We start from the raw sequence: 16,713 nt of genomic DNA on the forward strand, positions 1-16,713 counted from the left end.
GTTCCAATCAGGAGCAGCAGAGCATGATCGGCGTTGGCATTGGCGGATGGACGTTCGAGCCGTGGCGGGACAGTTTCTATCCGGCCGGCCTGGCGCAGAAGCGCGAGCTTGAATATGCGAGCTCGAAGCTGACCTCGATCGAGGTCAACGGCACCTATTACGGCTCGCAAAAGCCCGAGAGCTTCCGCAAATGGGCGGAAGAGACGCCGGATGATTTCGTCTTCGCGCTGAAGGGGCCCCGCTTCGCCACCAATCGCCGCGTCCTGGCGGAGGCGGGCGAGTCGATCGACCGCTTCTTTGCCAGCGGCGTCACCGAGCTCGGCACGAAGCTCGGTCCGATCAACTGGCAGTTCATGGCGACCAAGAAATTCGACGCCGAGGACTTTGAGGGCTTCCTCAAGCTGCTGCCCAAGAGCGTCGACGGCCGGACGATCCGCCATGCGGTCGAAGTCCGTCATCCGAGCTTCCAGACGCCCGATTTCATCGCGCTCGCGCGCCGGCACGGCGTCGCGGTGGTTGTCGCTGATTCCGACGACTTCCCGCAGATTGCCGATCCGACCGCCGATTTCGTCTACGCCCGGCTGCAAAATGCCTCCCAGGAAGAAAAAATTGGCTACCCGGAAGCCGCCCTGGACGACTGGCGCCGGCGCGCCGAGGAATGGGCCGAAGGCGGCGTGCCTTCCGATCTGCCGCTCCTCGCCGAGACGCCGGCAAGCGGCAAGAAGCGCGATGTTTTCCTCTACATGATCAACGGCTTCAAGCCGAAGGCGCCGTTCGCCGCCATGGCGCTGATCGAGCGACTCAAGGCCGACTGAGTCCACCTGACTCAACGCATCCCACCGCCAATGCTTCGTCGGTTGCGGCAGGTTGCATTGTTTTAGTGAACAATCGCACGCCCAATTCTCGCCTTTTTCCGCTGTTGGATAAACAGCCAGCGAAACTTGTTTCCGTTTTAGGTGCAAACCCGCGTCGGCGAGCGCGACAACCATGAGATCAAGCGTGCAGGTTCAATTGCGTATCGCGGCCGTTACGGCCGCCCTTGTTGCCGCTGGAGCGGCCGTCTCCTTCGGGAGCCAGCCGGCTGAAGCCGGCACCCAGTGCGGCCGTGCTTCATGGTACCAGCTGGGCGGGAAGACCGCCAATGGCGAGCGCAACAATCCCAACGCCATGACGGCCGCGCACCGTCATCTCCCCTTCGGCACCCGCGTCCGGGTCGAGAATCTCAAGAACGGCAAGTATGTCGTCGTCCGCATCAACGATCGCGGCCCCTTCACCGGCGGCCGGGTGATCGACGTCTCGCGCGCCGCGGCGCAGCAGCTCGGCATGGTCAAGTCCGGCACCGCCAAGGTGCGGCTGGTCGTCGACGGCGCCGCCATGAAGGGCGCCTGCCCGGCCTAACGAAGCCTCGCCCCCTGCGGGCACACGGCCGATCCGACGCCGGAGGGAGGCATCCGCCTCCCTCTTCCATCGATCCTGCCGATCTAGGTGCCGTCCAGCGCCACGGCCTTGACCAGCGCGGTCACTTCGAGGCCCGCCACCAGCCCGAGATCCTGCACGGCATCGCGCGTCACGCGCGCCAGCATGGGTTCGCCGCCGACATCGAGGCGGATGCCGATGTCCTGCGGGCCGCCTTCCCCGACCTCGACGATCCGTGCCGCCAGCCGGTTGCGGACCGATAGCCGGCCCGGCTCGCCGACCGCCAGCGTCACGTCGCGGGCGCGGATGCGGATGCGCAGCCGCTTGCCGATCGGCGCCTCGGTATGGGGTACGACGATCGGCCCGGCCGGATGACCGAGCCGGGTCACGCCGCCGGCCGGATCCTGGGCGACGACGATCGCGTCCAGCACCGCCCCCGCCTCCCAGTCGACCACCGCCTCTTGATGGGCGAACACCTCGCCGACCGGCCCGATGGCGGCGACGCGGCCCTTGTCGATCAGCACTACCGTATCGGCGAGACGCGCCACCTCCTCGATGGCGTGGCTGACATAGACGATGGGGAGGCGCTTGGCGTCGCGCAGACGCTCGATGTAGGGCAGGATCTCGGCCTTGCGCTCGCGGTCAAGCGCCGCCAGCGGCTCGTCCATCAGCAGGCAGTCCGGGCTCGCCAGCAGCGCCCGGCCAATGGCGACGCGCTGCTTTTCGCCGCCGGAAAGATCGCGCGGCATGCGGCCTAGCAAGCCGCCGATGCCGAGCAGCTCGACCACCTCGTCGAGACCGCCCCAGCGCCGGGCGCGCGGCGTCAGCCAGCGGCCATAGAGCAGGTTGGAGCGGACGGAGAGATGCGGGAACAGCCGCCCCTCCTGGAACACATAGCCGATGCGCCGCTTGCCCGGCGGTACGAAGACGGCGCGCCCGGTATCGACCAGCGTCCGCCCGTCGAGGACGATGCTGCCCTGGTCCGGCCGGGCGAGGCCGGCGATCAGATTGACCAGCGAGGTCTTGCCGGAGCCGGAGCGGCCGAACAGAGCCGTGACGCCCGGCCCTGTCTCCAGCGCGATATCGAGCGTGAACTGGCCGAGCTGCTTGCGGATCGCGATCGACATCGTCATGCGACGACATCCCTTGCCATGCGGCGGGCGAGGAATTCCGACAGGACGAGGGCGGCGAGCGAAATCGCGATCGAGATCAGGGTCAGGCGCAGCGCCGCCGCGTCACCATCCGGCGTCTGGATCAGCGCGTAGATCGCCGACGGCACGGTCTGAGTCTCGCCCGGAATGTTGGAGACGAAGGTGATGGTGGCGCCGAACTCGCCGAGCGCGCGGGCAAACGACAGCACCAGACCGGCGAGGATGCCCGGCAGCGCCAGCGGCAGCGTCACAGTCAGAAAAACCAGCATCCGCCCGGCGCCCAGGGTCGAGGCAGCCTGTTCGAGCCGGCGATCGATGCTTTCGATGGAGAGCCGGATCGCCCGCACCATCAGCGGGAAGCCCATGATGCCGCAGGCGAGCGCCGCGCCCGTCCAGCGGAAGGCGAAGACGAGGCCGAAGGTCTGCTCGAAGAAGGCGCCGAGCGGTCCCTTGCGGCCGAAGGCGAGCAGCAGCAGATAGCCCGTCACCACAGGCGGCATCACCAGCGGCAGATGCACGATGCCATCGAGCAGCGTGCGGCCGAAGAAGCGTCCGCGCGCCAGGAGGAAGGCGATGGCGATGCCGAACGGCAGGCTGACCAGCATCGCTACCGACGAGACCTTGAGGCTCAGGCCGATGGCGGTCAGTTCTTCGGGGGAAAGGAAATCAGTCATCGATCAGCCGGGTCCGGAATGCAGCGACGTTCCTTATCACGGCATCGCGAAGCCCTTGTGCATGGGATTCGTCATCCCTGTCCGGCGAGAATGGTGAACCCTTGCGCCTCGAAGCTCGGGCGAGCCTCCGGCGAGATCAGCCAATCAAGGAATGCCTTCGCTTCGGCATTGGTCGAGGCGGCGATCCGCGCGACAGGATAGACGATCGCCGGGTGGCTGTCCTGCGGGAAGGTCCCGACCACCCTGACGCCCGGCTCGGCATGGGCGTCGGTGCCGTAGACGATGCCGAATGGCGCCTCGCCCTTGGCGACGAAGGCGAGCGCACCGCGGACATTATCCGCCTGCGCCACATGCGGGGCGACCGCGTCCCACACACCGAGCGAGGTCAGCGCGGCCTTGCCATACTTGCCGGCCGGCACGGAATCGATGCTGGCCATGGCGAGCTTGCCATCGGCGCCCAGCGCCGCGGCGAGCGGGAAGTCCTTGCCGATCGAAAGATCGACCGTGGCATCCTTCGGCGCGACCAGCACCAGCGTGTTGCCGAGCCGCGTGACGCGCGACGCCGGATCGATCAGGTCCTTCTTGGCCAGATAATCCATCCAGTCGAGATCGGCGGAGAAGAAGATGTCGGCCGGGGCGCCGGACTCGATCTGCTTGGCGAGCTGCGAGGAGCCGGCATAGCTGATGGCGAGCTCCTTGCCGGTCTTCGCCTTGTAGGCGGCGGCGGCGCCGTCGAGCGCGTTCTTGAGGCTCGCGGCGGCGAAGACGGTGACGTCGGCCGCCTGCGCCGTCGAGGTGGCGAAGGGCGAGACGAACGGCGCGGCCAGTGCCGCCAGGGCACCCAGCAGGACAAGCCCGCGACGGAAACGGTGGATCGACATGATGCTCTCCTCAATCATATCGACATTTCTGCATGGAAATGTCGAGGGATCAACGCCTCGATCGATCGATTTCGCAAATCAGAGCAACACGATTTGGAATTGGACGCGATCCCGTCGCGACGACTAGCCTGGCGATCGACAAAGAGGATCCGTCATGACGAACGCCTATACGCTTTATTCGATGCAGTTCTCCGGCAATTGCTACAAGCCGCGCCTCGCCATGCATGAACTCGGCATTCCCTTCCGGATCGTCGACTTTGTGAAGGGGGACGGACAGACGACCAGCCCGGCCTTCCTGGCGATCAATCCAAATGCGCAGGTGCCGCTGCTACTGCTGCCGGACGGCAGGCCGCTGGCAGAATCAAACGCCATGCTGCTGCATCTGGCCGAAGGCAGCCCGCTCCTCCCCGCTGATCCCTATGAGCGGGCGCTCTGCTATCAGTGGCTGTTCTTCGAGCAATACAGCCACGAGCCGGTGATCGCGGTGGCGCGCAACTGGCTGCGCTACATTCCGGGCGGCCGCGAGACGATGGCGCACCGGATCGACGAATGGCAGCAGAAGGGCAACCGCGTGCTGGCGGTGATGGAAGACAGGCTCAGCCGGAGCGCCTTCTTCGCGGGCGCGGCCTTCTCGATCGCCGATATCGCGCTCTATGCCTATACGCATGTCGCGGAAGAGGCCGACTATGATCTCGGCCGTTATCCGGCGATCCGCGACTGGCTGGCACGGGTCGCGGCGCGGCCCCGGCATGTTGGCCTCGATTGGCGACCTGACGCAGCGTGACCCCGGTCACAGACCATGTGAGGCCGCACTGCTAAGCAGCCGGAATTCATCCATTTTTAACCTTGGCCCAAGGTTCTCAATTTCGACACGACAAATGTCGCGCAAAACCACAATACGTCCGGACCGCCGCCGTAGTCCGGGCTCTCTATGGGAATGTGGGACGGGCAGACTGACGATCAGACGAACGGATTATGACGATGAGCATGGACAACGGAACGAAGCGCGGTAGACCCCGCCGCGAGCACGCGGCGCGGGGCGCCTTTTACGTCTGGATCGCCGCTTACGCGGCCGTGATCATCGCCATCGTCACCGTGCACGGCATCGGCGGCACGCCGCCGCGCGCCACCGACAGCCCGGTTCGCCAGGACGCCGCTATCGAGACGCTGGATCACACGCCGGTCGGCGCGATCGTCCCTGTCGCCCGCGCCGGAACGGGCGGCTGATCCCATGCGCAACCGCCCTGCCCGTTCGCTGGAACGCGTTCACGTCCGTCGGTCGCCGGTCGCCGGCGAACGCCGCCAGCACCATGACGACTCGTTCGAGATCGAGCAGTTCTGGCTGGCCGCGCCGCTCAGAACTTGTGAAAAATGAAGGCGGCGCCGCCGGCGATCATCGCGAAGCCGACGAGATGGTTCCAGCTCAGCGATTCCTTCAGATAGAGCACCGAGAACAGCGCGAAGACAACGAGGGTGATCACCTCCTGGATCGTCTTCAGCTGCGCCGCCGAATAGACGCCGTGGCCGATCCGGTTCGCCGGCACCGCCAGGCAATATTCGAACAGCGCGATGAACCAGCTGATCAGGATCACCTTGACCAGCGAGGTGTTCGGGAACTTCAGGTGCCAGTACCAGGCCGACGTCATGAAGACGTTCGAGGCGATCAGGAGCAGGATCGGCGCGATCGCCGGCGAGAGCAGGTTGGGCATGGCTTGACCTTGGGGTAGATGGATGGCGCGCACTCTGCCTGTGCCAAGGCCGTCGTCAAGCCAGGGACGCCGCGCAAGCCCGTCTCGCCAAGCCATTCCCGCCGATTGTGACATCCTGACCGCACAGAGCAGCTCGCCCGCTTCCCATTCCCCGGGCTTCGGCTATGGTCGCCGCAACTGAAGGGATGGTTCCATGCCGCTGACAACCGAACAACGCATGCTGATCGAAATGCGCGTGGCCAATGAGAGCCCGAGCACGGCGACGGCCTATCTGCTCTGGATCTTCCTGTGGTTCGTCTCGGCGCACCGCTTCTATCTCGGCCGCCCGGGCAGCGCGATCCTGCAGATCCTCTGCTATTTCATCGTCATCGGCTTCGTCTGGGTGCTGATCGACGCCTTCCTAATCCCCGGCATGATCCGCGACAAGCAGGACGAGATTCGCCGCCGGCTGGAGCTGGAAGCGCTGCGCTGAGCCGGCGGAGGAATCCGACCGTCGCGCCGGCCCGCTGGACAAGCGATCGCCGAGGCCCTTAGCTTTCCCCGTCTCTTCCAGCCCGGACCTATCGCCATGCCCCATCCTGCGCTCGCCAAAGACCATGTCGCCGTCATCACCGGCGGCGCCTCCGGCATCGGCCTCGCCGCCGCGAAGAAGTTCCAGGCGATGGGGCTGAAGCTTGCCATCGCCGATTTCCGGCAGGAGGCGCTCGACGCCGCCGCGGCGCAGCTCGGCCCCGATGTCCTCGCCATCCGCACCGACGTGTCCGTGCGCGAGGATGTCGAAAAGCTGAAGGACGCCGTCTACGAGCGCTTCGGCAAGGTCAACGTGCTGATGAACAATGCCGGCACCGATGGCGCCGGTCCGGTGCTGGGCTCTCTCGACAACTGGCAGCGCGTGATCGGCACCAATCTGTTCGGCGTCGTCAACGGCATGCAGGTGTTCGTGCCGGAGATGCTGATGGGGATCGAGCCCGGGCTCGTCATCAACACCGGCTCCAAGCAGGGCATCACCACGCCGCCGGGCGACGCCGGCTACAATGTGTCGAAGGCCGGCGTGAAGGTGGCAACCGAGGCGCTGGCGCATGAACTGCGCAACATCGAGGGCGCGACAATCACCGCGCACCTGTTGATCCCGGGCTTCGTGTGGACGCATCTGACCAAGGGCGATCGGACCGAGAAGCCGGCCGGCGCCTGGACGGCCGAGCAGACGGTCGATTTCATGCTCGCCTCGCTGGAGCGCGGCGATTTCTACATCCTCTGCCCCGACAACGACGTCGACCGCGCCACCGACGAGAAGCGCATCCTCTGGGCAGCCGGCGACATCGTCGAGAACCGCCCACCGCTATCGCGCTGGCACAAGGATTTCGGCGACAAGTTCAAGGCGTATCTAAAGGGGTGAGCGGTCACGTCCGCGAAATCACGATCCAATGCCGCGCCCGACACGGCAATTTGATACTCAATTCATCCGCCCAGACGACACTCCAGACCTAAGATGCCGCGCCGCCGGGAAATGACGGCGCAGTCACCGCTGGAGAAAGATCATGCATAAATGGTCCCTGGTCATGGCCGTTGCCGGCCTGGCGACGATCGCAACCGCGCCCGCCTTCGCCGACGACATGATGAAAAAGGGCGAAGTGCTGATCGTGATGCCCGACGGTCGGACGCGGGACACCGAGCGGATGAACATGGATGCCATGATGAAGGACGCCAAGCCGATGGATGGCTGCGTCATGATGATGATGGGCTCCGACGGCAAGATGTACATGGCCAACGACATGAAGATGGCCGATGGCAAGATGGCCTGCGAAACCGCCATGTCGATGGGACGGCACAAGAAGAAGTAGGGCTCACGCTCCGGCAAGCCGGCCCATCACGAAATCGGCCCGCGCCGCGACGGACGCCCTCGGCAACTCGACGAGCTCGTAGCCGAGGGCCGCGTAGACCCGCAGCAGGGATTGATATTCGGCCACCGCCGCGTCGAAGCCGTGGCGACGTTCGGCGTCGGAGGCGAAGATCTCCGGCCAGGGCGGCGCCAGGAACACCCGGTCGGCGTAGCGTAGGCGGCGCACGGCATTCTCGATATGCGACGGCACGGCGAGGCCCTCCCGCTCGAAATAGGCATAGGCGTCGACCAGGCCACGATCGAAGATCGTCACCTCGCCGCTTCGGATCGCCTGGGCCGCCTGCTGGAGGGAACGGGAGACCACGAGCTCGATGAACTGGCTCATGTCGACCCATGGCAGAGCCGGGCCATCGATGAAGCTCTGCTCGCAGACGATCTGCCGGCCGGGCTCCGGGCATGTGGCGAGACCGCGCGCCTCCAGTTCGGCGAGCAGGGTCGACTTGCCGCCGCCCGAGCAGCCGGACAGCATCACGAGGCGTTGTCGGCCTTCGTTCGGCCAATCGAGACGGTCTTCGATTTTAGGCATGGTTCGGCTTCCCGGATGCAGGGTCAAGGGATGAGCAGCTTCGCTTCGGAGGAGGATGGGCGGGGGCGGGAGCCAGGCTCGACCGCATTTCGCACCCTTCCATGAACCACTCGAACCAAGGAACGTCAAGCCGAAGGATGTCAGGTCGTCGCGGGCTCGCCCGCCTCGGAAAAAAGGATCATGATCCCGGCCAAGCCAGGATCGAGCCGGGATTGCATCATGAACGCCCCAAGCCTCCGCCTCGCCTTTCTGCTCGTTACCCTCTCGATCACGCCCCTCTCCGCCGAAACCCTGCCCCTGCCGGACGGGCTCGTCGGCGCGGCGACGGATGAGGGCGAGGCGCTGCTGGTCGGCGCCGAGGCGCGCGAGGCCTATTTTCCGCTGGTCGACCAGTTCGTCACCCAGAAGAACCAGGCCTATTGCGGCGTCGCTTCGATGGTGATGGTGCTCAACGCGGCCAAGGTCCCGGCCCCGCCGGTGCCGGAATACGAGCCGTATCACATCTTCACGCAGGACAATCTGCTCGACGAGCGCACCGACGCGATCGTGTCGCGCGAGACCATCCTGAAGCAGGGCATGACGCTGGACGAGCTCGGCGGCATACTGGCGACACGGCCGCTCGCCGTGACCGTCAAGCACGCCGGCGACAACAGCCTCGACGCCTTCCGGGACGCCGCCCGCGACCATCTCGCCAAGCCCGGCCAGTTCGTCATCGTCAACTATCTGCGCAAGGCGATCCGCCAGGAAGTGGGCGGCCATATCTCGCCGCTCGCCGCCTATGACGCCGATACCGACCGCTTCCTCATCCTCGATGTCGCCCGCTACAAATACCCGCCGGTCTGGGTCAAGGCGGCCGACCTGTTCGCCGCCATGAACACGACCGACAGCGACAATGGCGACCGCACGCGCGGCTATGTCCTGATCTCGAAACGGCCGGAATCCACCGGCCAATAAGCGCTCGTCAGCGCTCGCCGGGGACCGGACCTTCACTGGCGCGCTGGATCGCGGCGAGCATCCGGCCGCGGATCATGCCGCTGACCGGGCGGATCAGATACCAGTAGGGCGCGAACCGGCGCAGCGCGGCGCGATCGGCACAATGGACCCGCGTCTCGGTGGCGAGCAGGATCCCCGTCGCCGTCCGGGTGGCGACGAAGCCGAGCGCCAGCTTGGCGACGCCCGGCTCGTCGAAGGCGCGGAAAGCCGCGCCGTCCGCGATCGCGGCCAGGCCGAAATCCCGCTGCCAGAACCGGCCGACCAGGCCGTAGACCATCTCGCTCGCCGGCCGCTCGTCGAGCCGGGTGAAGTTGGCCAGTCCGAACGGCGCGGCGAGCGTCGCCGGTCGGCCCGAGAGCCGGGCCGACAACCGCATCGGCAACTCGCGCAGGCCGATCATCGCCGCAAAGAAGCGGTCATTGTCCGGCCGATAGGCCGCGACAGCCGCCATCACCCGCTCCGGCGCCGCGGCGATCGGGCGCGAATGGCGTTCGCTGAACTGATAGGCGGGAAGATAATCGTCGATGAGCGCCATGCCGGCCTCCTGATTCCCAGGCATTGTCGCGCGCGCGGCTGGGCGGGCCAGCCAGCCATTTGTCGCGGCGGTCCGGAAGGCGGAGCGTCATGCGTCCTGCACACGCGCCGGTTAGTATGGTTCGTCTGATTCCCGCCCCTTCCCGACAAGGCCGAAATTGCGCTTCATCGAGACCTTCCAGTTCTGGCCCTTCCTCGACACCGTCGTCAGCCTGACCGCCGCCTTCATCTTCGGCACGATGGTCGGCGCCGAGCGGCAGTATCGCCAGCGCACGGCCGGCCTGCGGACCAATGTGCTGGTCGCCGTGGGCGCCGCCGCCTTCGTCGATCTCGCCATGTCGATCACCGGCCCGGTCGAGGCGACGCGCGTCATCTCCTATGTGGTGTCGGGCGTCGGTTTCCTCGGCGCCGGCGCGATCATGCGCGAGGGCATGAACGTGCGCGGCCTCAACACGGCGGCGACGCTCTGGTGCGCCGCGGCGATCGGCGCCTGCGCCGGCGCCGACATGATCGCGCATGCGGCGCTGGTGACGGTGTTCGTGATCGCCGGCAACACGCTGCTCAGGCCGCTGGTCAACGCCATCAACCGCATCCCGCTCGACGAGGAGGCGTCCGAGGCGACCTATGAGGTGACGGTGACCGTGCAGGAGGCTGACCTGCCGAGGCTCCGCACCGTGGTGGCCGACCTCCTGGAAAAGGCGCATTACCCGGCCGGCGACATCGAGGTGGTCGAGCGCGGCGAGAACCTCGCCGAGATCGTCGCGACCCTCGTCAGCACGGCGGTGAAGGCGAGCGAGATGGACGCCGTCGCCCGCCGGATCGAGCGGCTGGCCGGCGTCACCCACGCCTCCTGGGCGCTCAGCACCAAGGATTGATTTCCCGCAACGATGGGGGCGCTTGGCTGGGATGGCGCAACCTGCCCGCTCTCCCGCCAGCGGGAGAGGCCCCCTAGCTCATGCCACCATCCGACCGGCCTCCCTCTGAACCCTCCCCTTGAGGGAAGGCCAAAACCGCGAAGCGGTTTTGGGGAGGGTTCTTCCTGGCCTCGTCGAGAGACCAGGCCGTCTGAAAGATATTGATCGCGTCGAGAGACTGGAGCCGTCCCTCCAAAGCCCCCCGCCCCGAAAACGCGAAGAGCGTTTTCGACCCTCCCTCAAGGGGAGGGTTCAAGAGAAGCGAAGCCCCTCTCCCACTCCGGAGACGAGGGAGTCGCTGTCAGCCCTTACCGCCGCTTCGGCCCCTTGCGCCCGGCTGAACTGCCCGGGCGACCGCCGACCGAGCGGCCGCCGGGACGATGGTTTGTCGTCATCGGGTCGGGGCGCTGCGGCCGCTCATGCTCGTCGGCGGCGACCGAGGTCATGTTCGAGCTGGCGCCCATCTCGTCCAGATGCGGCTTGCGCGCCCGCGTCGCGGGAACTTCGGTGCGCTTCACCGTCATCTCGTCGAGATCGTTCTTGTGCGCGCGGGTCGCCGGTTCGGGCGGCAAATTGGCGGCGTTGCCGTATTTGCGCTCGCCGCGATAGCCGCCGGTGCGGTCGTCGATCGTCGACTGCCGCGCCAGCGGATCGTCGGCGATGGCGAGTTCCGTCTCCTTGAGACGTTTGATCTCGTCGCGCAGCCGCGCCGCCGTCTCGAATTCGAGGTTCATGGCGGCGTCGCGCATCTTCTTCTCGAGCGCGTCGAGATGCGCCTTCAGATTGTTCCCGACCAGCGCCGTGTCGGCGAGGCCGGCATCGACGGTGACGTGGTCCTGCTCATAGACCGACGACAGGATGTCGCCGATGTCGCGCTTGATCGAAGCCGGCGTGATGCCGTGTTCCGTGTTGTAGGCGACCTGCTTCTCGCGACGGCGCTCGGTCTCCCCCATCGCCCGCTCCATCGAGCCGGTGATGCGGTCGGCATAGAGGATGACCTTGCCGTCGACGTTGCGCGCCGCGCGGCCGATCGTCTGGATCAGCGACGTCTCGGAACGCAGGAAGCCCTCCTTGTCGGCGTCCAGGATCGCCACCAGTCCGCATTCGGGAATATCGAGCCCCTCGCGCAGCAGGTTTATGCCGATCAGAACATCAAAGGCGCCGAGTCTGAGATCGCGGATGATCTCGATCCGCTCCAGCGTCTCGACATCGGAATGCATGTAGCGGACGCGGACGCCGTTCTCGTGCAGATATTCGGTCAGATCCTCGGCCATGCGCTTGGTCAGCGTCGTGACCAGCGTGCGATAGCCCTTCTTCGCCGTTTCGCGCACTTCGCCGAGCAGATCGTCGACCTGGCTCTTGGCCGAGCGCACCTCGACCGGCGGATCGATCAGCCCGGTCGGGCGGATGACCTGCTCGGTGAAGACACCACCGGTCGCTTCCATCTCCCAGCTGCCGGGCGTCGCCGAGACGTGCACCGTCTGCGGCCGCATCGCGTCCCATTCCTCGAAGCGGAGCGGCCGGTTGTCCATGCAGCTTGGCAGGCGGAAGCCGTATTCGGCCAGCGTCGCCTTGCGCCGGAAGTCGCCGCGATACATGCCGCCGATCTGCGGGATGGTGACGTGGCTCTCGTCGGTGAAGACGAGCGCATTGTCCGGCAGGTATTCGAACAGGGTCGGCGGCGGCTCGCCCGGCAGACGTCCCGTCAGATAGCGCGAATAGTTCTCGATGCCGGCGCAGGCGCCCGTCGCCTCGATCATCTCGATGTCGAAGCGGCAGCGCTGCTCCAGCCGCTGCGCTTCGAGCAGGCGGCCGGCGGCTTCCAACTCGGCCAGACGCGCGCGCAGCTCCTGCTTGATCGAGGCAATCGCCTGGTTCAGCGTCGGCTTCGGCGTCACATAGTGCGAATTGGCGTAGACCTTGACGAATTTGAGCTCGGCCGTCTTCTGCCCGGTCAGCGGGTCGAACTCCGTGATGCTCTCGACCTCGTCGCCAAACAGCGACAGCCGCCAGGCGCGATCCTCCAAGTGGGCCGGGAAGATCTCGACCGTATCGCCGCGCACGCGGAAGGTGCCACGGACGAAATTCAGGTCCTGGCGCTTGTATTGCAGCGCCACCAGATCAGCGAGCAGCTGCCGCTGGTCGAGCTTTTCGCCGAGCTCGATGCCGAAGGTCATCGCCGTATAGGTCTCGACCGAGCCGATACCGTAGATGCAGGAAACCGAGGCGACGATGATGACGTCGTCGCGTTCCAGGAGCGAGCGCGTCGCCGAATGACGCATGCGGTCGATCTGCTCGTTCACCGAGGATTCCTTCTCGATGAAGGTATCGGTGCGCGGCACATAGGCCTCAGGCTGGTAGTAATCGTAGTAGGAGACGAAATACTCGACGGCGTTATTCGGGAAGAACGACTTGAACTCGCCATAGAGCTGGGCGGCGAGCGTCTTGTTCGGCGCCAGGATCAGCGCCGGCCGCTGCGTTTCCTCGATGATCTTGGCCATGGTGAAGGTCTTGCCGGAGCCGGTGACGCCGAGCAGCACCTGGTCGCGTTCCTGCTCCGCGACGCCCGTGACCAGTTCGCGAATGGCGTTCGGCTGGTCGCCGCGCGGCTCGAACGGCGAGACGATCTGGAACGGCCTGCCGCCTTCCGACTTCTCCGGCCGCGGCGGCCGATGCGGCACCCAGGTCTTGTCCTGGATCTCCGGCCGGCCGGTCTCGATGAGCGCCGACAGCGCCGCGACGGTCGCCGTCACCGACGACGCCGACATCGATTCCGCCTCTTCTAGGCTGATCTCGAGGCCCGAAACGGGATTGAGGCCGCTCGCGGCGCGCTCGCGCGCCGTCGCGGCGATGCCGATCGAGGTGCCGCGCGAGGATTTGTGCGTATCGCCGGCGGCCTTATCCGTCTTCTTGTCGGCCTTCTTGCCGGACTTCGTCTTGCGGCCCTCGTCGACCGGCAGGTCGACCAGCTGCATCCGTTCGGGACGGGCGCGGGGCGCGCGCTTTGGCTTGGGCGCGATCGGCTCGGCGTCCGCCGCGCGCGCGATCTCGTCCATCCAATCGGCGATGTTACCCGACAGGGGAGTACCTTCGAGCGGAGCCTGCGGCGCTTCGCCGAAGCCGGAAGTCTTGGGACGCTTGACCATGGGTACGAAAGTAGAACGTCCGGACGCGAATTTGAAGGGGTGTGATGCGAGATCACGACCGCGAAATCACGCCTGACGCCGCGTCCTGCCGCAATCGCGGGCGCTCAGCCAGCCCGGGGCAGCGCCAGGATCTGCTCGTACAGATGGCGCGGGATGGTGACACCGTGCGCCAGGCTGCGCGCCCGCGCCTCGTAGCGGCGCAGCGACGGCAGCCGCGCGCCCTGGTCGGTGATGGCGCCGAACAGGCGCTCGCTGCTCGCCTGGTTGTCGCGCGAACCGCCGCCGAGGATCGTCGGGTCGAAGGCGATCAGGAGCTCGCCATGGCAGGGCGCGGCCTTGCCGCCATCGTCGAATTCCATCGATTCGAGACTGGTCATGTCGGCGATCAGCGGCCCGGCCAGGAGTTCGATCATCGTCGAGAGCGCCGAGCCCTTGTGCCCGCCAAAGGTCAGCATCGCGCCGTCGAGCGCCGCCGCCGCGTCGGTCGTGGGATTGCCCTCGGCGTCGATCGCCCAGCCTTCCTTGAGCGGCTTGCCGGCCATCTTGTGCAGCGAGATATCGCCGCGCGCGATGGCGCTGGTGGCGAAATCGAAGACATACGGGTCGCGCGGCTGGCCATCCGCGCCCATGCGCGGCCAGCCGAAGGCGAGCGGATTGGTGCCGAGCGCCCCCTTCGTGCCGCCGGCCGGCGCCACCCAGCTATGGCTCGGCGTCATGGCGATCGCCACCAGCCCCTGCGCCGTCAGCCGCTCGATCTCCGGCCACAGCGCCGAGAAATGGAAGCAGTTGTTGATCGCCAGCACCGAGATACCGATCGCCCTCGCCTTCTCGACGAAGCGCGGCATCGCCGCTTCCAGCGCCGGCAGCGAGAAACCGAAATCGGCGTCGACCCTGGTCACCGCCGCCGTGGTGCTTTCCACCACCGGCACGGCGGCGCGGTTGAAGCGCGGATGGTTGATGGTCTGGACGCAGCCGGGCAGACGGAACAGACCGTGCGAATGGCACTCGTCGCGCTGTCCCTCGGTGATGACGCGGGCCACCGGGTTCGCCTGCTCGGCCGTCAGGCCGGCGGCGAGCAGCACCGATCTGGAGAGCGCGAAGACCTCGTCGAGGCTGAGCGCTACCGTCTCGCCGGATTGTGCCTTGTCCAAATCATCCCCCGTCACCGACCATGCCTGCGACCGTGTCTAGCAGCGCCCCGGGGGGTGGACAACGCCAGATGCCCGGGCTCGCCGTGCCACCCCGAACCCGGCGCGCAAAAAAGTCTGCGCCGATGTCGATCCGGGCGCCGGTCGCTCGTCGTGTTGTCAGAGTGCGGAAAAGGCGTCTCCCTCGATCCAGCAGGAGCAACCCGATGCGGTTCATGATCATCGTCAAGGCGAACAAGGACAGCGAAGCCGGCGTCATGCCGGAGGAGAAGCTGCTCGCCGAGATGGGCGCCTATCACGAGGAACTCGCCAAGGCCGGCGCCCTGCTCGACGGCGCCGGACTGCAGCCGAGCTCGAAGGGCGCCCGCATCCGCATTTCCGGCGGCCAGCGCACCGTCATCGACGGCCCCTTCGCCGAGGCCAAGGAACTCATCGCCGGCTACACCATCATCGAGGTCAAGTCGCGCGACGAGGCTATCGCCTGGGCGAAGCGGATGCCCTCGCCCGCCGGCGAAGGCCGGGACGCCGAGATCGAGCTCCGCCAGCTGTTCGAGCTCGAGGATTTCGCCATGTGCGAGCCGATCGAGCGCATGCGCCAGATCGAAACCGGCTCGAAGGCCTGACGCCTCCGCCACGCAACCAGCCACCCTTCAGAAAACAGGATACGACCATGCGTTTCATGATGCTGATGATCCCCAAGGGCTATGAGAGCGCGGCTCCGGGCACGATGCCCGCCGCCGACGCCGTCGCCGAGATGATGAAATACAACGAGGCCCTGCAGAATGCCGGGATCCTGATGGCCTGCGACGGCCTGCATCCGCCCTCCGTCGGCGCGCGCGTCACCTTCGAGGGCGGCAAGCCCAAGGTCAGCGACGGCCCGTTCGCCGAGGCGAAGGAAGTGCTCGGCGGCTACTGGATGATCAATGTGAAGTCGCGCGAGGAAGCGATCGAATGGGCCAAGAAGTGCCCGGGCGGCGACAACGAGATCATCGAAATCCGCCAGGTCCAGGAGATGGACGATTTCCCGGAGGACGTCCAGCAGGCGGCCGCCGGCTTCGAGGCCATGCAGACCGGGGCAGCCCGCCGCTAGCCGCCCGCCCCTTCCCAGGCCTGGTTTCGCCTGCCCAGCGTTCCCTTCCGAAGAGAATGACCATGCTCAAATTCATCGCCATCGCCGCCGTCCTGCTGGTGGTCGTCATGGGGGCGGTCGTCGCCTATGCCGCGACCCGTCCCGACCACATGCGCATCCAGCGCCAGGCGCGCATCCAGGCGCCGGCGGAAAAGATCTTCCCGCTGATCACCGACTTCCATCGCTGGGCCCTCTGGTCGCCCTATGAGAAGCTCGATCCGGCGATGCAGCGCAGCTTCGCCGGCGCGGCCAGCGGCAAGGGCGCCGTCTATGAATGGAGCAGCGACGGCAAGGCCGGGGCCGGCCGGATGGAAATCGCCGACGCCGCCTCGCCCTCGCTCGTCCGCATCAACCTCGATTTCACCAAGCCGATGCGCACCAGCAATATCGCCCAATTCACGCTGGAGCCGGACGGTGATGCGACACGGGTCAGTTGGTCGATGGACGGACCGGCGCCGCTCGTCGCGCGGGTGATGGGTCTCTTCGTCGACATGGACAAGATGATCGGCCGCGATTTCGAGACCGGCCTCGCCAATCTGAAGGCGGCGACCGAAGGCGGCTGAGGCCCGCGCCGAACGCCTTCTTTCCCGAA

19 protein-coding genes and 1 pseudogene are annotated in these 16,713 nt (G+C 66.4%); 12 read left to right on the forward strand and 8 right to left on the reverse strand.

From position 1 onward, the window contains the following. Positions 1–23 precede the first annotated feature (23 nt). Together G342_RS0113430 and G342_RS24125 are read left to right on the forward strand one after the other, a co-directional pair. Positions 24–815 (forward strand): DUF72 domain-containing protein, encoded by a 792-nt coding sequence (locus tag G342_RS0113430; protein WP_018183672.1) that lies wholly within the window; start codon positions 24–26, stop codon positions 813–815. 184 nt (positions 816–999) lie between these two features. After that, a complete protein-coding gene (locus tag G342_RS24125) occupies positions 1,000–1,398 on the forward strand; it encodes a septal ring lytic transglycosylase RlpA family protein (RefSeq protein ID WP_425402223.1) in 399 nt (132 codons plus the stop codon). Between the two features lie 83 nt (positions 1,399–1,481). On the opposite strand, the gene modC is transcribed toward G342_RS24125, so the two are convergent. The 3 genes from modC to modA all read right to left on the reverse strand — a co-directional run bounded on the left by modC (position 1,482) and on the right by modA (position 4,122). Beyond that, positions 1,482–2,549, reverse strand: coding sequence for a molybdenum ABC transporter ATP-binding protein (gene modC / locus G342_RS0113440; RefSeq protein ID WP_018183674.1), 1,068 nt, complete (start codon positions 2,547–2,549; stop codon positions 1,482–1,484). Continuing rightward, entirely contained in the window at positions 2,546–3,241 is a 696-nt protein-coding gene (gene modB, locus G342_RS0113445; protein ID WP_018183675.1) for a molybdate ABC transporter permease subunit, read from the reverse strand. Before modB ends, modC begins: the two co-directional genes overlap by 4 nt. A 71-nt stretch (positions 3,242–3,312) precedes the next feature. Further along, positions 3,313–4,122, reverse strand: coding sequence for a molybdate ABC transporter substrate-binding protein (gene modA, locus G342_RS0113450; protein WP_156830940.1), 810 nt, complete (start codon positions 4,120–4,122; stop codon positions 3,313–3,315). A 154-nt stretch (positions 4,123–4,276) separates the two neighbouring features. On the opposite strand from modA, the gene G342_RS0113455 reads away from it, so the two are divergent. Next, positions 4,277–4,906 carry a glutathione S-transferase family protein gene (locus G342_RS0113455; RefSeq protein WP_018183677.1) on the forward strand — a complete coding sequence of 210 codons (630 nt, stop codon included), beginning with the start codon at positions 4,277–4,279 and terminating at the stop codon, positions 4,904–4,906. A 197-nt stretch (positions 4,907–5,103) separates the two neighbouring features. Then, positions 5,104–5,349 (forward strand): hypothetical protein, encoded by a 246-nt coding sequence (locus tag G342_RS0113460; protein WP_156830941.1) that lies wholly within the window; start codon positions 5,104–5,106, stop codon positions 5,347–5,349. 128 nt (positions 5,350–5,477) lie between these two features. On the opposite strand, the gene G342_RS0113465 is transcribed toward G342_RS0113460, so the two are convergent. Next, the gene (locus G342_RS0113465) at positions 5,478–5,831 is read right to left on the reverse strand and encodes a DMT family protein (protein ID WP_018183679.1); all 354 of its coding nucleotides are present in this window, start codon (positions 5,829–5,831) and stop codon (positions 5,478–5,480) included. 193 nt (positions 5,832–6,024) lie between these two features. On the opposite strand from G342_RS0113465, the gene G342_RS0113470 reads away from it, so the two are divergent. From G342_RS0113470 to G342_RS0113480, 3 genes are all read left to right on the forward strand, one after another. After that, positions 6,025–6,303, forward strand: a complete 279-nt coding sequence (locus G342_RS0113470; RefSeq protein WP_018183680.1) for a TM2 domain-containing protein — start codon at positions 6,025–6,027, stop codon at positions 6,301–6,303. Between the two features lie 96 nt (positions 6,304–6,399). Then, positions 6,400–7,227: an SDR family NAD(P)-dependent oxidoreductase gene (locus G342_RS0113475; RefSeq protein ID WP_018183681.1), complete on the forward strand. Its 828-nt coding sequence runs from the start codon at positions 6,400–6,402 to the stop codon at positions 7,225–7,227. Between the two features lie 142 nt (positions 7,228–7,369). After that, on the forward strand, positions 7,370–7,672 hold the full coding sequence (locus G342_RS0113480; RefSeq protein WP_156830942.1) for a hypothetical protein: 303 nt from the start codon (positions 7,370–7,372) through the stop codon (positions 7,670–7,672). Between the two features lie 3 nt (positions 7,673–7,675). Here G342_RS0113480 and G342_RS0113485 read toward each other — a convergent pair whose 3' ends face one another. Next, entirely contained in the window at positions 7,676–8,257 is a 582-nt protein-coding gene (locus G342_RS0113485) for an AAA family ATPase (protein WP_018183683.1), read from the reverse strand. A 219-nt stretch (positions 8,258–8,476) separates the two neighbouring features. Here G342_RS0113485 and G342_RS0113495 point away from each other — a divergent pair, with 219 nt between their 5' ends. Then, positions 8,477–9,211, forward strand: coding sequence for a phytochelatin synthase family protein (locus G342_RS0113495; RefSeq protein ID WP_018183684.1), 735 nt, complete (start codon positions 8,477–8,479; stop codon positions 9,209–9,211). Positions 9,212–9,218: 7 nt separating this feature from the next. Here the strand turns inward: G342_RS0113495 and G342_RS0113500 are convergent, their stop codons facing one another. Further along, complete coding sequence (locus G342_RS0113500; protein WP_018183685.1) at positions 9,219–9,785, reverse strand: hypothetical protein; 567 nt, start codon at positions 9,783–9,785, stop codon at positions 9,219–9,221. A gap of 157 nt (positions 9,786–9,942) precedes the next feature. Between G342_RS0113500 and G342_RS0113505 the strand changes: the two genes are divergently transcribed. Next, on the forward strand, positions 9,943–10,659 hold the full coding sequence (locus G342_RS0113505; RefSeq protein WP_018183686.1) for an MgtC/SapB family protein: 717 nt from the start codon (positions 9,943–9,945) through the stop codon (positions 10,657–10,659). A 623-nt stretch (positions 10,660–11,282) separates the two neighbouring features. On the opposite strand, the pseudogene uvrB reads toward G342_RS0113505, so the two are convergent. After that, positions 11,283–13,844 (reverse strand): annotated as a pseudogene (gene uvrB / locus G342_RS0113510) (excinuclease ABC subunit UvrB); the annotation flags it as partial. Positions 13,845–13,948: 104 nt separating this feature from the next. Continuing rightward, the gene (locus G342_RS0113515) at positions 13,949–14,995 is read right to left on the reverse strand and encodes an Ldh family oxidoreductase (protein ID WP_018183688.1); all 1,047 of its coding nucleotides are present in this window, start codon (positions 14,993–14,995) and stop codon (positions 13,949–13,951) included. Positions 14,996–15,198: 203 nt separating this feature from the next. Between G342_RS0113515 and G342_RS0113520 the strand changes: the two genes are divergently transcribed. The 3 genes from G342_RS0113520 to G342_RS0113530 all read left to right on the forward strand — a co-directional run bounded on the left by G342_RS0113520 (position 15,199) and on the right by G342_RS0113530 (position 16,684). Then, positions 15,199–15,615 (forward strand): YciI family protein, encoded by a 417-nt coding sequence (locus G342_RS0113520; protein WP_018183689.1) that lies wholly within the window; start codon positions 15,199–15,201, stop codon positions 15,613–15,615. A 47-nt stretch (positions 15,616–15,662) separates the two neighbouring features. Then, complete coding sequence (locus tag G342_RS0113525) at positions 15,663–16,082, forward strand: YciI family protein (protein ID WP_018183690.1); 420 nt, start codon at positions 15,663–15,665, stop codon at positions 16,080–16,082. A gap of 62 nt (positions 16,083–16,144) precedes the next feature. Beyond that, the gene (locus G342_RS0113530) at positions 16,145–16,684 is read left to right on the forward strand and encodes an SRPBCC family protein (protein ID WP_026304418.1); all 540 of its coding nucleotides are present in this window, start codon (positions 16,145–16,147) and stop codon (positions 16,682–16,684) included. The last annotated feature ends 29 nt before the right edge of the window (positions 16,685–16,713 follow it).

Source organism: Kaistia granuli DSM 23481, assembly GCF_000380505.1.
Classification (GTDB): Bacteria; Pseudomonadota; Alphaproteobacteria; order Rhizobiales; family Kaistiaceae; genus Kaistia; species Kaistia granuli.

Coding starts and splice junctions, on each gene's coding strand:
- G342_RS0113520 (WP_018183689.1), top strand. CDS start 15,199: ATGCGGTTCATGATCATCGTCAAGGCGAACAAGGACAGCGAAGCCGGC.
- G342_RS0113480 (WP_156830942.1), top strand. CDS start 7,370: ATGCATAAATGGTCCCTGGTCATGGCCGTTGCCGGCCTGGCGACGATC.
- G342_RS0113485 (WP_018183683.1), bottom strand. CDS start 8,257: ATGCCTAAAATCGAAGACCGTCTCGATTGGCCGAACGAAGGCCGACAA.
- G342_RS0113530 (WP_026304418.1), top strand. CDS start 16,145: ATGCTCAAATTCATCGCCATCGCCGCCGTCCTGCTGGTGGTCGTCATG.
- G342_RS0113470 (WP_018183680.1), top strand. CDS start 6,025: ATGCCGCTGACAACCGAACAACGCATGCTGATCGAAATGCGCGTGGCC.
- G342_RS0113455 (WP_018183677.1), top strand. CDS start 4,277: ATGACGAACGCCTATACGCTTTATTCGATGCAGTTCTCCGGCAATTGC.
- G342_RS0113495 (WP_018183684.1), top strand. CDS start 8,477: ATGAACGCCCCAAGCCTCCGCCTCGCCTTTCTGCTCGTTACCCTCTCG.
- modA (WP_156830940.1), bottom strand. CDS start 4,122: ATGTCGATCCACCGTTTCCGTCGCGGGCTTGTCCTGCTGGGTGCCCTG.
- G342_RS0113460 (WP_156830941.1), top strand. CDS start 5,104: ATGAGCATGGACAACGGAACGAAGCGCGGTAGACCCCGCCGCGAGCAC.
- G342_RS0113525 (WP_018183690.1), top strand. CDS start 15,663: ATGCGTTTCATGATGCTGATGATCCCCAAGGGCTATGAGAGCGCGGCT.
- G342_RS0113475 (WP_018183681.1), top strand. CDS start 6,400: ATGCCCCATCCTGCGCTCGCCAAAGACCATGTCGCCGTCATCACCGGC.
- G342_RS0113430 (WP_018183672.1), top strand. CDS start 24: ATGATCGGCGTTGGCATTGGCGGATGGACGTTCGAGCCGTGGCGGGAC.
- modB (WP_018183675.1), bottom strand. CDS start 3,241: ATGACTGATTTCCTTTCCCCCGAAGAACTGACCGCCATCGGCCTGAGC.
- G342_RS0113465 (WP_018183679.1), bottom strand. CDS start 5,831: ATGCCCAACCTGCTCTCGCCGGCGATCGCGCCGATCCTGCTCCTGATC.
- G342_RS0113500 (WP_018183685.1), bottom strand. CDS start 9,785: ATGGCGCTCATCGACGATTATCTTCCCGCCTATCAGTTCAGCGAACGC.
- modC (WP_018183674.1), bottom strand. CDS start 2,549: ATGACGATGTCGATCGCGATCCGCAAGCAGCTCGGCCAGTTCACGCTC.